The organism is Serinibacter salmoneus (assembly GCF_002563925.1).
GTDB classification, from domain to species: Bacteria; Actinomycetota; Actinomycetes; order Actinomycetales; family Beutenbergiaceae; genus Serinibacter; species Serinibacter salmoneus.
In genome coordinates, this window is the sequence record NZ_PDJD01000001.1 from 1,983,058 (window position 1) to 1,999,721 (window position 16,664).

At 61.4% G+C, this 16,664-nt stretch carries 5 protein-coding genes and 6 rRNA genes; 3 read left to right on the forward strand and 8 right to left on the reverse strand.

What is annotated here, in order from left to right; translation table 11 throughout:
• Positions 1–25: 25 nt before the first annotated feature.
• The 3 genes from ATL40_RS08915 to ATL40_RS08925 are packed head-to-tail and all read left to right on the forward strand — an operon-like array spanning position 26 to position 2,933.
• On the forward strand, positions 26–1,060 hold the full coding sequence (locus ATL40_RS08915; RefSeq protein ID WP_098469237.1) for a FecCD family ABC transporter permease: 1,035 nt from the start codon (positions 26–28) through the stop codon (positions 1,058–1,060).
• The gene (locus ATL40_RS08920; RefSeq protein WP_211283093.1) at positions 1,057–2,127 is read left to right on the forward strand and encodes a FecCD family ABC transporter permease; all 1,071 of its coding nucleotides are present in this window, start codon (positions 1,057–1,059) and stop codon (positions 2,125–2,127) included. Before ATL40_RS08915 ends, ATL40_RS08920 begins: the two co-directional genes overlap by 4 nt.
• Positions 2,124–2,933 carry an ABC transporter ATP-binding protein gene (locus ATL40_RS08925; RefSeq protein ID WP_098469238.1) on the forward strand — a complete coding sequence of 270 codons (810 nt, stop codon included), beginning with the start codon at positions 2,124–2,126 and terminating at the stop codon, positions 2,931–2,933. Before ATL40_RS08920 ends, ATL40_RS08925 begins: the two co-directional genes overlap by 4 nt.
• Positions 2,934–3,090: 157 nt before the next feature.
• On the opposite strand, the gene rrf (ATL40_RS08930) is transcribed toward ATL40_RS08925, so the two are convergent.
• The 8 genes from rrf (ATL40_RS08930) to ATL40_RS08965 all read right to left on the reverse strand — a co-directional run bounded on the left by rrf (ATL40_RS08930) (position 3,091) and on the right by ATL40_RS08965 (position 16,138).
• Positions 3,091–3,209, reverse strand: a 5S ribosomal RNA gene (gene rrf, locus ATL40_RS08930).
• 109 nt (positions 3,210–3,318) lie between these two features.
• A 23S ribosomal RNA gene (locus tag ATL40_RS08935) occupies positions 3,319–6,430 on the reverse strand.
• A 379-nt stretch (positions 6,431–6,809) separates the two neighbouring features.
• Positions 6,810–8,337 (reverse strand): 16S ribosomal RNA (locus ATL40_RS08940).
• The 16S, 23S and 5S rRNA genes sit together here, the layout of an rRNA operon.
• A gap of 590 nt (positions 8,338–8,927) precedes the next feature.
• Positions 8,928–10,145 (reverse strand): RNA polymerase sigma factor, encoded by a 1,218-nt coding sequence (locus ATL40_RS08945; protein ID WP_098469239.1) that lies wholly within the window; start codon positions 10,143–10,145, stop codon positions 8,928–8,930.
• Positions 10,146–10,505, reverse strand: coding sequence for a YciI family protein (locus ATL40_RS08950; protein WP_098469240.1), 360 nt, complete (start codon positions 10,503–10,505; stop codon positions 10,146–10,148).
• 386 nt (positions 10,506–10,891) lie between these two features.
• Positions 10,892–11,010: ribosomal RNA gene (gene rrf / locus ATL40_RS08955) — 5S ribosomal RNA — on the reverse strand.
• Between the two features lie 109 nt (positions 11,011–11,119).
• Positions 11,120–14,231 (reverse strand): 23S ribosomal RNA (locus ATL40_RS08960).
• A 379-nt stretch (positions 14,232–14,610) separates the two neighbouring features.
• A 16S ribosomal RNA gene (locus tag ATL40_RS08965) occupies positions 14,611–16,138 on the reverse strand.
• Between the last annotated feature and the right edge of the window lie 526 nt (positions 16,139–16,664).

The window sequence follows — 16,664 nt, forward strand, 5'->3', positions numbered from 1 at the left end:
CACCCCGCTCCGCCTAGGCTGCCCCGTGACCCTGACCCTCACCGAGTCGGCCCCGCGCGCGCGTTCGCGCCGGGGCCGGCTCGGCGTCGGGCTGGCGGGTGCCGCCCTGGTCGTGGCCGTGGTCGCGGTGCTCTCGGTCGCCTTCGGCGCGCGCGGGGTGGCGCTCGGTGATGTCATCGCCGCCCTGGGCGGGGCCACCGAGACCGCGTCACAGGCCGCGGTCGCCAGCCGCATCCCGCGCACCCTCCTGGCCCTGCTCGTCGGCGGCGCGCTGGGCGTGGCGGGCGCCGTGATGCAGGGGGTCACCCGCAACCCGCTCGCCGACCCCCAGATCCTCGGGGTCAACATGGGCGCCTCCCTCGCCGTCGTGGTCGGCATCGCCTACTTCGGCCTGGGCTCCCAGACCGGGTACATCTGGGTCGCGATGGCCGGGGCGGCCGCCGCCGCGGTGTTCGTCTACCTGATCGGCTCCATGGGCCGCGGCGGAGCCACCCCCCTGAAGCTCGCCCTCGCGGGCGCGGCGACGTCGGTGGCGCTCGGGTCCCTCGTCAGCGCCGTGCTGCTGCCGCGGGTGGATGTGATGACCCAGTTCCGGTTCTGGCAGATCGGCGGGGTGGGCGGGGCGACCTACCCGGCCATCGCGCAGGTGTTGCCGTTCCTGGTGGTCGGCATCGCCCTGTGCTTCCTCTCGGCGCGCACCCTGAACTCCCTCGCGCTCGGCGACGAGCTCGCGGCCGGGCTCGGCGAGCACGTGCTGCGCGGCCGCCTGCTGGCGGCGCTCGGCGCCGTGGTGCTGTGCGGGGCCACCACGGCGGTGGCCGGCCCGATCGGGTTCGTGGGCCTCGTGGTCCCGCACGTGTGCCGCCTGGTGGTCGGCGTGGACCATCGCTGGCTCATCCCCTATTGCGCCCTGATCGGTGCCGCCCTACTGACGGCGGCGGACATCGTGGGCCGGATCGTGGTGCGGCCCGAGGAACTGGAGGTGGGCATCGTGACCGCCTTCATCGGTGCCCCCGTGTTCATCGCCATCGTGCGCCGCACCCGGATGCGTGCCCTGTGAGCGGCACGACGGCGCAGCTCACCGAGGGTGGACCGCCCACGGTGACCACGGATCAGGTGGCGGCGCTGCGCCAGGCCAGGGGGCGCCGTCGCCTCCTCATCCACCTGGGCCTCGCCGTCGCCCTGCTGGGCGTGGTGATCGCCTCCCTCTGCCTCGGGCAGACCGCCTACTCCCCCGCGCAGGTCTGGCAGGTGATCCTCGGCCAGGACGTGCAGGGGGCCGGCTTCACCGTGGGAACGCTGCGGCTGCCGCGAACCTCCTTGGCGCTGCTGACCGGCCTGTGCTTCGGCCTCGGCGGTGCGACGTTCCAGACGATGCTGCGCAACCCGCTGGCCAGCCCGGACGTGATCGGCGTGAACGCCGGCGCGAGCGCCGCGGCCGTGGTGTGCCTGGTGCTGCTGGGTCTGAGCGCGACCACCACCTCGATCGTGGCGGTGATCGCGGCCCTGGCCACGGCCGGAGCGATCTACCTCATGGCGTATCACGACGGCGTGGCCGACACCCGCTTCATCCTCATCGGGATCGGGGTGGCCGCCTTCCTGGACAGCGTCATCGCCTACGCCATCTCGCGCGCCTCGCAGTGGGACCTGCAGGTGGCGATGCGGTGGCTGACCGGGAACCTGAACGGCGCCAGCTGGACCCAGGTGCTCCCGGTGCTGGCCGCCGTGGTGGTGCTGACGCCGCTGCTGCTCGGGCAGTCGCGGAACCTCGATCTGCTGCGGCTGGGAGATGACACCGCGGCCGCGCTGGGCGTGGCCGTGCCGCGCACGCGGTTGCTGCTGATCCTGGCGGCGGTGGGGCTGCTCGCCTTCGCGACGGCGGCCACCGGCCCGATCGCGTTCGTGGCCTTCCTGTCGGGACCGATCGCCGCGCGCATCATGGGTCACCTGGGCAGCTCGTTGCTCGCCTCCGGCCTCATCGGGGCGCTCCTGGTCCTGCTGGCCGACTTCGCCGGGCAGTACGCCTTCGGCGTGCGACTGCCCGTCGGCGTGATCACCGGGGCGCTCGGAGCACCGTTCCTGCTCTACCTGCTGACGCGAACCAACCGAGCCGGAGGCTCCCTGTGACCACATCCCACACCCTGCGCGCCGAGGGCGTGCGGCTGGGCTACGGCGAGCGCACCGTGGTGCCCGGACTGGATCTGACGGTGCCCGCCGGGAAGATCACCGTCATCGTGGGCGCCAACGCCTGCGGGAAGTCGACGCTGCTGCGCTCCATGGCGCGCCTGCTCAAGCCCCAGGCCGGCGCGATCCTGCTGGATGGCGAACAGATCCACCGGATGCGCACCAAGGAGGTGGCGCGGGTGCTCGGGCTCCTCCCCCAGTCCCCCGTGGCACCGGAGGGGATAGCGGTCAGCGACCTGGTCAGCCGAGGGCGCAACCCGCACCAGGGCATGTTCACCCGATGGACGGCGCAGGACGACGAGGCTGTCGCCCGCGCGCTCGAGGCCACCGGCACCACCGAGCTCGCGGAGCGGCCCGTGGACGAGCTCTCCGGCGGGCAGCGTCAGCGGGTGTGGATCGCGATGGCGCTGGCGCAGGAGACCGATCTGCTGTTGCTGGATGAGCCGACGACGTTCCTGGACATCTCCCATCAGGTGGAGGTGCTGGATCTCCTCACCGACCTCAACCACGACGCGGGCACCACCATCGTGATGGTGCTGCACGATCTGAACCTCTCGGCGCGCTACGCCCATCACCTGGTGGCGATGGCCGGTGGTGACGTGGTGGCCGCGGGTGCGCCCGCCGAGGTGCTGACGCCGGAGCTGGTGAAGAAGGTCTACGGCATGGAGGCGGCGGTGGTACCGGATCCGACCACGGGTGCGCCGCTGGTGCTGCCGCTGGGGCGCCATCACGTGGCTCGGCCGGCCTGAGGACCTCGAGCGGCAGGCATCGCTCGAGTCGCACGCCCGGTGCCGCTGTCATCCGCGGTTCCCTTACGTGGCGAGAAGCTGGGTCAGTGCTTGTTCGTGTGTGGGTGTGCGAGAGCCCCCAGACCCGGGTGGGTTGGGGGCTCTCGGCTTAATGGGTGTTCGGCGGTGTCCTACTCTCCCACCCCGTCTCCAGGGCAGTACCATCGGCGCTGAGGGGCTTAGCTTCCGGGTTCGGAATGGATGCCGGGCGTTTCCCGCCTCGCTATGGCCGCCGTAACTCGTGTGAACTTGTACCAGACCCTACCCGGAGGCTCCGGGTGGTGGGTGTGGTGGTTCGGGAACCGCACAGTGGACGCGTAGCACATTGTTTTTAGTGAGTGTGTTGGTGTTGAAGTGATCGGCTTATTAGTACCGGTCAGCTCCACAGGTCGTTAGTTCCTGCTTCCACTTCCGGCCTATCACCCAGTGGTCTACTGGGAGCCTCTCCACCAAATGGTGATGGAAACCTCATCTTGAAGCAGGCTTCCCGCTTAGATGCCTTCAGCGGTTATCCCTTCCCAACGTAGCTAACCAGCCGTGCTCCTGGCGGAACAACTGGCACACCAGAGGTTAGTCCGTCCCGGTCCTCTCGTACTAAGGACAGCCCTTCTCAAGTTTCCTGCGCGCGCAGCGGATAGGGACCGAACTGTCTCACGACGTTCTAAACCCAGCTCGCGTGCCGCTTTAATGGGCGAACAGCCCAACCCTTGGGACCGACTCCAGCCCCAGGATGCGACGAGCCGACATCGAGGTGCCAAACCATGCCGTCGATATGGACTCTTGGGCAAGATCAGCCTGTTATCCCCGGGGTACCTTTTATCCGATGAGCGACGGCGCTTCCACAAGCCACCGCCGGATCACTAGTCCCGACTTTCGTCCCTGTTCGACCTGTCGGTCTCACAGTCAAGCTCCCTTGTGCACTTACACTCAACACCTGATTGCCAACCAGGCTGAGGGAACCTTTGGGCGCCTCCGTTACATTTTGGGAGGCAACCGCCCCAGTTAAACTACCCACCAGGCACTGTCCCTGGTCCGGATCACGGACCGAAGTTAGATGTCCAAAGCGACCAGAGTGGTATTTCAAGGACGACTCCACACCAACTGGCGTTGATGTTTCACAGTCTCCCACCTATCCTACACAAGCCGCTCCGAACACCAATACCAAGCTATAGTAAAGGTCCCGGGGTCTTTCCGTCCTGCTGCGCGTAACGAGCATCTTTACTCGTAATGCAATTTCGCCGAGTTCGCGGTTGAGACAGCGGAGAAGTCGTTACGCCATTCGTGCAGGTCGGAACTTACCCGACAAGGAATTTCGCTACCTTAGGATGGTTATAGTTACCACCGCCGTTTACTGGGGCTTAAATTCTGAGCTTCGCCACTAGGTGACTAACCCGTCCTCTTAACCTTCCAGCACCGGGCAGGCGTCAGTCCGTATACATCGTCTTGCGACTTCGCACGGACCTGTGTTTTTAGTAAACAGTCGCTTCTCCCTGGTCTCTGCGGCCCTTACCCGCTCACCACCGCATGGGTGGGTCACGGTCCGGGCCCCCCTTCTCCCGAAGTTACGGGGGCATTTTGCCGAGTTCCTTAACCACGATTCTCTCGATCGCCTTAGTATTCTCTACCTGACCACCTGAGTCGGTTTGGGGTACGGGCGGCTCATACCATCGCGTCGAGGCTTTTCTAGGCACCGTAGGATCACCATATTCCCGCTAAAGCGGTCACCATCAGTTCTCAGACCTATGTGTGGCGGATTTGCCTACCACACGTCCTACAACCTTGGAAGGAGACAACCATCGCTCCAACTGGCTACCTTCATGCGTCACCCCTGTTAATACGCTTACCTACTACCCGTTAAGGTCCCACGCTCCCCACACCGGTGGAAGCCCGAAGGCTACCGGTGGTGTGGTTCGGATGGTTAGTATCACAAGGTTCGGTATGGGCGGTACTTCGCCGGTACGGGAATATCAACCCGTTGTCCATCGACTACGCCTGTCGGCCTCGCCTTAGGTCCCGACTTACCCAGGGCGGATTAACCTGGCCCTGGAACCCTTGGTCATTCGGCGGACGGGTTTCTCACCCGTCATTCGCTACTCATGCCTGCATTCTCACTCGTGTAGGCTCCACCACTGGATCACTCCGCAGCTTCACTGCCCACACGACGCTCCCCTACCCATCCACACACCTGAACCACAAAGGCTTAGTTATTGTGTGAATGCCACAGCTTCGGCGGTGTGCTTGAGCCCCGCTACATTGTCGGCGCGGAATCACTTGACCAGTGAGCTATTACGCACTCTTTCAAGGGTGGCTGCTTCTAAGCCAACCTCCTGGTTGTCTGTGCAACTCCACATCCTTTCCCACTTAGCACACGCTTAGGGGCCTTAGCTGGTGGTCTGGGCTGTTTCCCTCTCGACTATGAAGCTTATCCCCCACAGTCTCACTGCTACGCTCTCACTTACCGGCATTCGGAGTTTGGCTGACGTCAGTAACCTGGTGAGGCCCATCGGCCATCCAGTAGCTCTACCTCCGGCAAGAAACACGTAACGCTGCACCTATATGCATTTCGGGGAGAACCAGCTATCACGAAGTTTGATTGGCCTTTCACCCCTACCCACAGGTCATCCCCCAGGTTTTCAACCCTGGTGGGTTCGGTCCTCCACACGGTCTTACCCGCGCTTCAACCTGCCCATGGGTAGATCACTTCGCTTCGGGTCTAGAGCACGCGACTAACGCCGGTTAAGACTCGCTTTCGCTACGACTTCCCCACACGGGTTAACCTCGCCACGTACCACTAACTCGCAGGCTCATTCTTCAAAAGGCACGCCGTCACCCCAACCAAGGAGGCTCCGACGGATTGTAAGCAGCCGGTTTCAGGTACTATTTCACTCCCCTCCCGGGGTACTTTTCACCTTTCCCTCACGGTACTGTTCCGCTATCGGTCATCAGGTAGTATTTAGGCTTAGCAAGTGGTCTTGCCAGATTCACACGGGATTTCACGGGCCCCGTGCTACTCGGGAACACTTCCAGGAGGCCATGCCATTTCGTCTACGGGGGTCGCACCCTGTATCCCCACCCGTTCAAGAGTGTTCGACTATGACACGACTTTCTCACTCCTTCACCACTACGGCAGCGTGGCAAGGAAGGTCCCACAACCCCGCATACGCAACCCCTGCCGGGTATCACACGCACACGGTTTAGCCTCATCCGCTTTCGCTCGCCACTACTCACGGAATATCTCTTCCTGTCGGTACTGAGATGTTTCACTTCCCGACGTTCCCTCCACACACCCTATATATTCAGATGCGGGTCACACGACATGACTCGTGCGGGGTTTCCCCATTCGGACACCCTCGGATCAATGCTCGTTTGCCAACTCCCCGAGGCTTATCGCAGGCTACCACGTCCTTCTTCGGCTCCTGATGCCAAGGCATCCACCGACTGCTCTTAAACACTTCAACCACAAAGACTAAAGATGCTCGCGTCCACTGTGCAGTTCTCAAACAACCAACCCCACACACAAACCCCCACCCCTCCAACAAGAGAGACGAGAACCCGTGAGGGCCCAGCTTCGAAGTAACAACCCCACCCACACACCAAGCATGCGGGAGGCGTGTTGCCTCAAAACCCAACAGTGTGCCCCCACCACCAATCACCCGCATACAACGAGCAACCAACAGCAGGAGTGATGTAGACGTTCCACCCACGAAACACCAGGCACCCCCACCCACCACAAACTGGTAAGTGTTCGGCCACACCACCACACCACCACCACCACACCAACCCAAGCAGGGTCAGCGCGCCGGCGACGCGTGCAGCAGCATCAGTAGTGCTCCTTAGAAAGGAGGTGATCCAGCCGCACCTTCCGGTACGGCTACCTTGTTACGACTTAGTCCTAATCGCCGATCCCACCTTCGACAGCTCCCTCCCACAAGGGGTTGGGCCACCGGCTTCGGGTGTTACCGACTTTCATGACTTGACGGGCGGTGTGTACAAGGCCCGAGAACGTATTCACCGCAGCATTGCTGATCTGCGATTACTAGCGACTCCGACTTCATGGGGTCGAGTTGCAGACCCCAATCCGAACTGAGACCGGCTTTCTGGGATTCGCTCCACCTCACAGTATCGCAACCCTTTGTACCGGCCATTGTAGCATGCGTGAAGCCCAAGACATAAGGGGCATGATGATTTGACGTCATCCCCACCTTCCTCCGAGTTGACCCCGGCAGTCTCCTATGAGTCCCCACCATAACGTGCTGGCAACATAGGACGAGGGTTGCGCTCGTTGCGGGACTTAACCCAACATCTCACGACACGAGCTGACGACAACCATGCACCACCTGTACACGAGTGTCCAAAGAGACCACCATCTCTGGCGGCTTCCCGTGTATGTCAAGCCTTGGTAAGGTTCTTCGCGTTGCATCGAATTAATCCGCATGCTCCGCCGCTTGTGCGGGCCCCCGTCAATTCCTTTGAGTTTTAGCCTTGCGGCCGTACTCCCCAGGCGGGGCACTTAATGCGTTAGCTACGGCGCGGAACCCGTGGAATGGACCCCACACCTAGTGCCCAACGTTTACGGCATGGACTACCAGGGTATCTAATCCTGTTCGCTCCCCATGCTTTCGCTCCTCAGCGTCAGTAACGGCCCAGAGACCTGCCTTCGCCATCGGTGTTCCTCCTGATATCTGCGCATTCCACCGCTACACCAGGAATTCCAGTCTCCCCTACCGCACTCTAGCCTGCCCGTACCCACTGCACGCCCCAGGTTGAGCCTGAGGATTTCACAGCAGACGCGACAAGCCGCCTACGAGCTCTTTACGCCCAATAATTCCGGACAACGCTTGCGCCCTACGTATTACCGCGGCTGCTGGCACGTAGTTAGCCGGCGCTTCTTCTGCAGGTACCGTCACCCCGAAAGGCTTCTTCCCTACTGAAAGAGGTTTACAACCCGAAGGCCGTCATCCCTCACGCGGCGTCGCTGCATCAGGCTTGCGCCCATTGTGCAATATTCCCCACTGCTGCCTCCCGTAGGAGTCTGGGCCGTGTCTCAGTCCCAGTGTGGCCGGTCACCCTCTCAGGCCGGCTACCCGTCAAAGCCTTGGTAGGCCATCACCCCACCAACAAGCTGATAGGCCGCGAGCCCATCCCAAACCAGAAACCCTTTACACACCCACCCATGCAGGCAGGCGTCATATCCAGTATTAGCCCCGGTTTCCCGGAGTTATCCCAGAGTCTGGGGCAGGTTACTCACGTGTTACTCACCCGTTCGCCACTAATCCAGAGTGCAAGCACCCCTTCATCGTTCGACTTGCATGTGTAAAGCACGCCGCCAGCGTTCGTCCTGAGCCAGGATCAAACTCTCCGTCAAAACCAACACCCCACAAGGAGTGAAGATCCATACAAAGAAACCCTGACCCACCCACCACCACAGTGGCAGGCAAATCAAAACATAAACAAACAAGCAACAACCACCCACCAACACCCACCCCACAACGGAGCAGGCACACGATGAGCAGCCATCACATGGCATCTACATCACAAAACACACTGTTGAGTTCTCAAACAACACACCCACACACACCAAACCCACCAACACTCAGCCAGCAGACCCGATCCGGGGCAACTTCTCCACCCTACACCCCCCACACCCAAACCGCAAATCGCGATCCAGACCCAGAAAGAGGAAGGATGAGGAACCTCCGACCAACCACACAGGCTGTCCGTACCAGTCCCGCGTCACACACCATCAGCCCTCACAGGCCGTTCGGCGCAACAGGAGAAGAACTTACCCCCACACCACCCCACACGCAAATCGAGGCCCCCACCCCCACCACACGACAGGCGCCCAAGCCCCTGACCAGCACAAACACACCATCAACCACTCACCGACACCGCACCCAACACCCGCCGACCCCGACGCAACACGATGTGACGACCACCACTGATCGGGTGGTGTTGCTACCCGTCCCCTAGCCTCCGGCGGGCCACGCGGCGGATGACCTGCCGCTCGGTGGCGCTCGGGCACAGGTCCTCCGCGCGGGTGAAGGCGGCCTCGGCGAGCGTCCTCTCACCGGCGTCGATCAGCATGTCGGCTCGCGCGAGGTGGTAGTAGTGATACTCCCCCAGGGCGCCGGAGAGTTGCTCGAGGCGCATCAGCCCCTGCTCGGCGCCCTCCGCCTGGGCCACGGCGACGGCCTCGTTCAGTCGCACGATCGGCGTGGGTTCCAGTCGTACCAGCAGTCCGTAGAGCCGGCGGATCGTCGGCCAGTCGGTCTGCTCGAACGTGGGGGCGGTGGTGTGTGCTGCCGAGATCGCCGCCTGGATCTGGTAGCTACCCAATCGGCGGGCTCGTAACGCCGTCGCCAGCATCCGCCTGCCCTCCCGGGCGGCGTCGTCGTTCCACTGGCTGCGATCCTGGTCCCGGAGTGGGCGCACGGTTCCGTGCGCATCGAGCCTGCCAGGCCGGCGCGCGTCGGTGAACGCGAGCAGTGCGGCAAGTCCCCAGACCTCCGGTTCCCCCGGCAAGAGGGTCGTGAGGTAGCCGGCCAACCAGCGCGCCTCGTCACAGAGATCACCACGGATCAGCTCACCAGTCGGCGAGGCGTGGCCCTGCGTGTAGATCAGGTACACCACGCGCAGGACCTCATCCAGGCTCTCGCGCGCCGAGCCGGGATCGGGTGAGCGGAACGGGATGCCGGAGGCCACGATCTTCTTCTTCGCGCGGACGAGGCGCTTCGCCATCGTCGGCTCCGAGACGAGGAAGCTCCGCGCGATGTCAGCGGTGCTCAGGCCGACGACGTAGCGCAGCGTGAGCGCCACCTGCGCCTCCGGATCCAGCGCTCGGTGGCAGCACCCGAAGACCATGGCGAGCAGGTCGTCGGCCACGGCGCCACGCTGCCGCTGCGGCATCTGGAGTTGCCGGCGCAGCGTGTCCTCGCGCGCCTGGAATCGCACGTGTCGGCGAGCCTGGTCGATCGCCCACCGTCGCGCCACCGTCAACAGCCAGGCACCCGGCGTGTCGGGATTGCCGTCCCGCGCCCAACGGTCCGCGGCGACGGCGAAGGCGTGGGCGGCGGCATCCTCGGCCAGGTCGAGGTCGCCGAGGTCAGCGCGCAGGGTCGCGACGAGCCGCGGCCACTCCGCGCCGAATACCTCGGCGACCTCGACGTCCGGCATCTACTGCATCTGCGAGACGTCGAGCACGGGGCGGATCTCCACCGACCCGTACCCGACGTTCGGGATCTTCTCGGCGTAGCTGATGGCCTCGTCCAGGTCGGCCACCTCCAGGACGTAGAAGCCGCCGAGGTGTTCCTTCGTCTCCGCGAACGGGCCGTCGGTGGTCAGCGTCTTGCCCTCGCGGACCCGCACCGTGGTGGCGGTCTCCTGGGGGTGAAGCGCCTCCCCCGCGACGAAGACGCCCGCGGACTTCACCATCTCGTCGAACGCGAACCACTCGCCCATCTCGGCGGCGAACTCCGGGCTGTCCTGCGCGGGACCCGCGCTCGGCTCATTGGTCAGGAGAAACAAGTACTGCATGGTGCCGTCCCTTCGTCGCGGAGCGGCCCTCGTGGCGCTCCTACTGACTCGACGTACAACAGTGCACCAGATGGACAGCTCCGCGTGCATGAGTTCAGAGGCGAGGTGCGCGAGACCTTCCAGGTGCGGCTGCTCACGTACGGCGTAGCCGACGCCGTAGACGAGGGGACTCCACCCTGAGGGCGTGACGCCGGCCAGAGGGATCAACAACCCGACAAGTGGGCCGACGACGGGTGCTGTCCGCCACGTGCGGCCGCTGCTCCACCTCGGCGGTGCGTGGTGGTGGGCTCAGCCCGGCGGTGTTGGCGGGTGTCTCGCCGTGGGTGTGTGTGGGTGTGCGAGAGCCCCCAGACCCGGGTGGGTTGGGGGCTCTCGGCTTAATGGGTGTTCGGCGGTGTCCTACTCTCCCACCCCGTCTCCAGGGCAGTACCATCGGCGCTGAGGGGCTTAGCTTCCGGGTTCGGAATGGATGCCGGGCGTTTCCCGCCTCGCTATGGCCGCCGTAACTCGTGTGAACTTGTACCAGACCCTACCCGGAGGCTCCGGGTGGTGGGTGTGGTGGTTCGGGAACCGCACAGTGGACGCGTAGCACATTGTTTTTAGTGAGTGTGTTGGTGTTGAAGTGATCGGCTTATTAGTACCGGTCAGCTCCACAGGTCGTTAGTTCCTGCTTCCACTTCCGGCCTATCACCCAGTGGTCTACTGGGAGCCTCTCCACCAAATGGTGATGGAAACCTCATCTTGAAGCAGGCTTCCCGCTTAGATGCCTTCAGCGGTTATCCCTTCCCAACGTAGCTAACCAGCCGTGCTCCTGGCGGAACAACTGGCACACCAGAGGTTAGTCCGTCCCGGTCCTCTCGTACTAAGGACAGCCCTTCTCAAGTTTCCTGCGCGCGCAGCGGATAGGGACCGAACTGTCTCACGACGTTCTAAACCCAGCTCGCGTGCCGCTTTAATGGGCGAACAGCCCAACCCTTGGGACCGACTCCAGCCCCAGGATGCGACGAGCCGACATCGAGGTGCCAAACCATGCCGTCGATATGGACTCTTGGGCAAGATCAGCCTGTTATCCCCGGGGTACCTTTTATCCGATGAGCGACGGCGCTTCCACAAGCCACCGCCGGATCACTAGTCCCGACTTTCGTCCCTGTTCGACCTGTCGGTCTCACAGTCAAGCTCCCTTGTGCACTTACACTCAACACCTGATTGCCAACCAGGCTGAGGGAACCTTTGGGCGCCTCCGTTACATTTTGGGAGGCAACCGCCCCAGTTAAACTACCCACCAGGCACTGTCCCTGGTCCGGATCACGGACCGAAGTTAGATGTCCAAAGCGACCAGAGTGGTATTTCAAGGACGACTCCACACCAACTGGCGTTGATGTTTCACAGTCTCCCACCTATCCTACACAAGCCGCTCCGAACACCAATACCAAGCTATAGTAAAGGTCCCGGGGTCTTTCCGTCCTGCTGCGCGTAACGAGCATCTTTACTCGTAATGCAATTTCGCCGAGTTCGCGGTTGAGACAGCGGAGAAGTCGTTACGCCATTCGTGCAGGTCGGAACTTACCCGACAAGGAATTTCGCTACCTTAGGATGGTTATAGTTACCACCGCCGTTTACTGGGGCTTAAATTCTGAGCTTCGCCACTAGGTGACTAACCCGTCCTCTTAACCTTCCAGCACCGGGCAGGCGTCAGTCCGTATACATCGTCTTGCGACTTCGCACGGACCTGTGTTTTTAGTAAACAGTCGCTTCTCCCTGGTCTCTGCGGCCCTTACCCGCTCACCACCGCATGGGTGGGTCACGGTCCGGGCCCCCCTTCTCCCGAAGTTACGGGGGCATTTTGCCGAGTTCCTTAACCACGATTCTCTCGATCGCCTTAGTATTCTCTACCTGACCACCTGAGTCGGTTTGGGGTACGGGCGGCTCATACCATCGCGTCGAGGCTTTTCTAGGCACCGTAGGATCACCATATTCCCGCTAAAGCGGTCACCATCAGTTCTCAGACCTATGTGTGGCGGATTTGCCTACCACACGTCCTACAACCTTGGAAGGAGACAACCATCGCTCCAACTGGCTACCTTCATGCGTCACCCCTGTTAATACGCTTACCTACTACCCGTTAAGGTCCCACGCTCCCCACACCGGTGGAAGCCCGAAGGCTACCGGTGGTGTGGTTCGGATGGTTAGTATCACAAGGTTCGGTATGGGCGGTACTTCGCCGGTACGGGAATATCAACCCGTTGTCCATCGACTACGCCTGTCGGCCTCGCCTTAGGTCCCGACTTACCCAGGGCGGATTAACCTGGCCCTGGAACCCTTGGTCATTCGGCGGACGGGTTTCTCACCCGTCATTCGCTACTCATGCCTGCATTCTCACTCGTGTAGGCTCCACCACTGGATCACTCCGCAGCTTCACTGCCCACACGACGCTCCCCTACCCATCCACACACCTGAACCACAAAGGCTTAGTTATTGTGTGAATGCCACAGCTTCGGCGGTGTGCTTGAGCCCCGCTACATTGTCGGCGCGGAATCACTTGACCAGTGAGCTATTACGCACTCTTTCAAGGGTGGCTGCTTCTAAGCCAACCTCCTGGTTGTCTGTGCAACTCCACATCCTTTCCCACTTAGCACACGCTTAGGGGCCTTAGCTGGTGGTCTGGGCTGTTTCCCTCTCGACTATGAAGCTTATCCCCCACAGTCTCACTGCTACGCTCTCACTTACCGGCATTCGGAGTTTGGCTGACGTCAGTAACCTGGTGAGGCCCATCGGCCATCCAGTAGCTCTACCTCCGGCAAGAAACACGTAACGCTGCACCTATATGCATTTCGGGGAGAACCAGCTATCACGAAGTTTGATTGGCCTTTCACCCCTACCCACAGGTCATCCCCCAGGTTTTCAACCCTGGTGGGTTCGGTCCTCCACACGGTCTTACCCGCGCTTCAACCTGCCCATGGGTAGATCACTTCGCTTCGGGTCTAGAGCACGCGACTAACGCCGGTTAAGACTCGCTTTCGCTACGACTTCCCCACACGGGTTAACCTCGCCACGTACCACTAACTCGCAGGCTCATTCTTCAAAAGGCACGCCGTCACCCCAACCAAGGAGGCTCCGACGGATTGTAAGCAGCCGGTTTCAGGTACTATTTCACTCCCCTCCCGGGGTACTTTTCACCTTTCCCTCACGGTACTGTTCCGCTATCGGTCATCAGGTAGTATTTAGGCTTAGCAAGTGGTCTTGCCAGATTCACACGGGATTTCACGGGCCCCGTGCTACTCGGGAACACTTCCAGGAGGCCATGCCATTTCGTCTACGGGGGTCGCACCCTGTATCCCCACCCGTTCAAGAGTGTTCGACTATGACACGACTTTCTCACTCCTTCACCACTACGGCAGCGTGGCAAGGAAGGTCCCACAACCCCGCATACGCAACCCCTGCCGGGTATCACACGCACACGGTTTAGCCTCATCCGCTTTCGCTCGCCACTACTCACGGAATATCTCTTCCTGTCGGTACTGAGATGTTTCACTTCCCGACGTTCCCTCCACACACCCTATATATTCAGATGCGGGTCACACGACATGACTCGTGCGGGGTTTCCCCATTCGGACACCCTCGGATCAATGCTCGTTTGCCAACTCCCCGAGGCTTATCGCAGGCTACCACGTCCTTCTTCGGCTCCTGATGCCAAGGCATCCACCGACTGCTCTTAAACACTTCAACCACAAAGACTAAAGATGCTCGCGTCCACTGTGCAGTTCTCAAACAACCAACCCCACACACAAACCCCCACCCCTCCAACAAGAGAGACGAGAACCCGTGAGGGCCCAGCTTCGAAGTAACAACCCCACCCACACACCAAGCATGCGGGAGGCGTGTTGCCTCAAAACCCAACAGTGTGCCCCCACCACCAATCACCCGCATACAACGAGCAACCAACAGCAGGAGTGATGTAGACGTTCCACCCACGAAACACCAGGCACCCCCACCCACCACAAACTGGTAAGTGTTCGGCCACACCACCACACCACCACCACCACACCAACCCAAGCAGGGTCAGCGCGCCGGCGACGCGTGCAGCAGCATCAGTAGTGCTCCTTAGAAAGGAGGTGATCCAGCCGCACCTTCCGGTACGGCTACCTTGTTACGACTTAGTCCTAATCGCCGATCCCACCTTCGACAGCTCCCTCCCACAAGGGGTTGGGCCACCGGCTTCGGGTGTTACCGACTTTCATGACTTGACGGGCGGTGTGTACAAGGCCCGAGAACGTATTCACCGCAGCATTGCTGATCTGCGATTACTAGCGACTCCGACTTCATGGGGTCGAGTTGCAGACCCCAATCCGAACTGAGACCGGCTTTCTGGGATTCGCTCCACCTCACAGTATCGCAACCCTTTGTACCGGCCATTGTAGCATGCGTGAAGCCCAAGACATAAGGGGCATGATGATTTGACGTCATCCCCACCTTCCTCCGAGTTGACCCCGGCAGTCTCCTATGAGTCCCCACCATAACGTGCTGGCAACATAGGACGAGGGTTGCGCTCGTTGCGGGACTTAACCCAACATCTCACGACACGAGCTGACGACAACCATGCACCACCTGTACACGAGTGTCCAAAGAGACCACCATCTCTGGCGGCTTCCCGTGTATGTCAAGCCTTGGTAAGGTTCTTCGCGTTGCATCGAATTAATCCGCATGCTCCGCCGCTTGTGCGGGCCCCCGTCAATTCCTTTGAGTTTTAGCCTTGCGGCCGTACTCCCCAGGCGGGGCACTTAATGCGTTAGCTACGGCGCGGAACCCGTGGAATGGACCCCACACCTAGTGCCCAACGTTTACGGCATGGACTACCAGGGTATCTAATCCTGTTCGCTCCCCATGCTTTCGCTCCTCAGCGTCAGTAACGGCCCAGAGACCTGCCTTCGCCATCGGTGTTCCTCCTGATATCTGCGCATTCCACCGCTACACCAGGAATTCCAGTCTCCCCTACCGCACTCTAGCCTGCCCGTACCCACTGCACGCCCCAGGTTGAGCCTGAGGATTTCACAGCAGACGCGACAAGCCGCCTACGAGCTCTTTACGCCCAATAATTCCGGACAACGCTTGCGCCCTACGTATTACCGCGGCTGCTGGCACGTAGTTAGCCGGCGCTTCTTCTGCAGGTACCGTCACCCCGAAAGGCTTCTTCCCTACTGAAAGAGGTTTACAACCCGAAGGCCGTCATCCCTCACGCGGCGTCGCTGCATCAGGCTTGCGCCCATTGTGCAATATTCCCCACTGCTGCCTCCCGTAGGAGTCTGGGCCGTGTCTCAGTCCCAGTGTGGCCGGTCACCCTCTCAGGCCGGCTACCCGTCAAAGCCTTGGTAGGCCATCACCCCACCAACAAGCTGATAGGCCGCGAGCCCATCCCAAACCAGAAACCCTTTACACACCCACCCATGCAGGCAGGCGTCATATCCAGTATTAGCCCCGGTTTCCCGGAGTTATCCCAGAGTCTGGGGCAGGTTACTCACGTGTTACTCACCCGTTCGCCACTAATCCAGAGTGCAAGCACCCCTTCATCGTTCGACTTGCATGTGTAAAGCACGCCGCCAGCGTTCGTCCTGAGCCAGGATCAAACTCTCCGTCAAAACCAACACCCCACAAGGAGTGAAGATCCATACAAAGAAACCCTGACCCACCCACCACCACAGTGGCAGGCAAATCAAAACATAAACAAACAAGCAACAACCACCCACCAACACCCACCCCACAACGGAGCAGGCACACGATGAGCAGCCATCACATGGCATCTACATCACAAAACACACTGTTGAGTTCTCAAACAACACACCCACACACACCAAACCCACCAACACTCAGCCAGCAGACCCGATCCCGGGGCAACTTCTCCACCCTACCTCACCGTGAACCGCCGTGCAACTCGCGCTGCCGGGCTTCTCGATTCGGGGGTGACCCGCGTCAGTGGCACTCCTTGCGGAGTGACTTCGCCTTGGGCTCCGTGAGACCGGCCTGCTTCGCAGTCCGTTGCTCTCAACCGGATGACAAGAAGATTACGCCGAGGTTGCGCGCAGTGCAAATCGGCGTGATTCCGCGGACGAGACTCGCACTGCCGGCGCGCTCCCGCGCCCGGGATCGTTGAGATCGCAACGATTC

What these genes read in the sequence shown, in the direction of transcription:
- ATL40_RS08945 (WP_098469239.1), bottom strand. Translation starts at nt 10,145, where the DNA reads ATGCCGGACGTCGAGGTCGCCGAGGTATTCGGCGCGGAGTGGCCGCGG.
- ATL40_RS08950 (WP_098469240.1), bottom strand. Translation starts at nt 10,505, where the DNA reads ATGCAGTACTTGTTTCTCCTGACCAATGAGCCGAGCGCGGGTCCCGCG.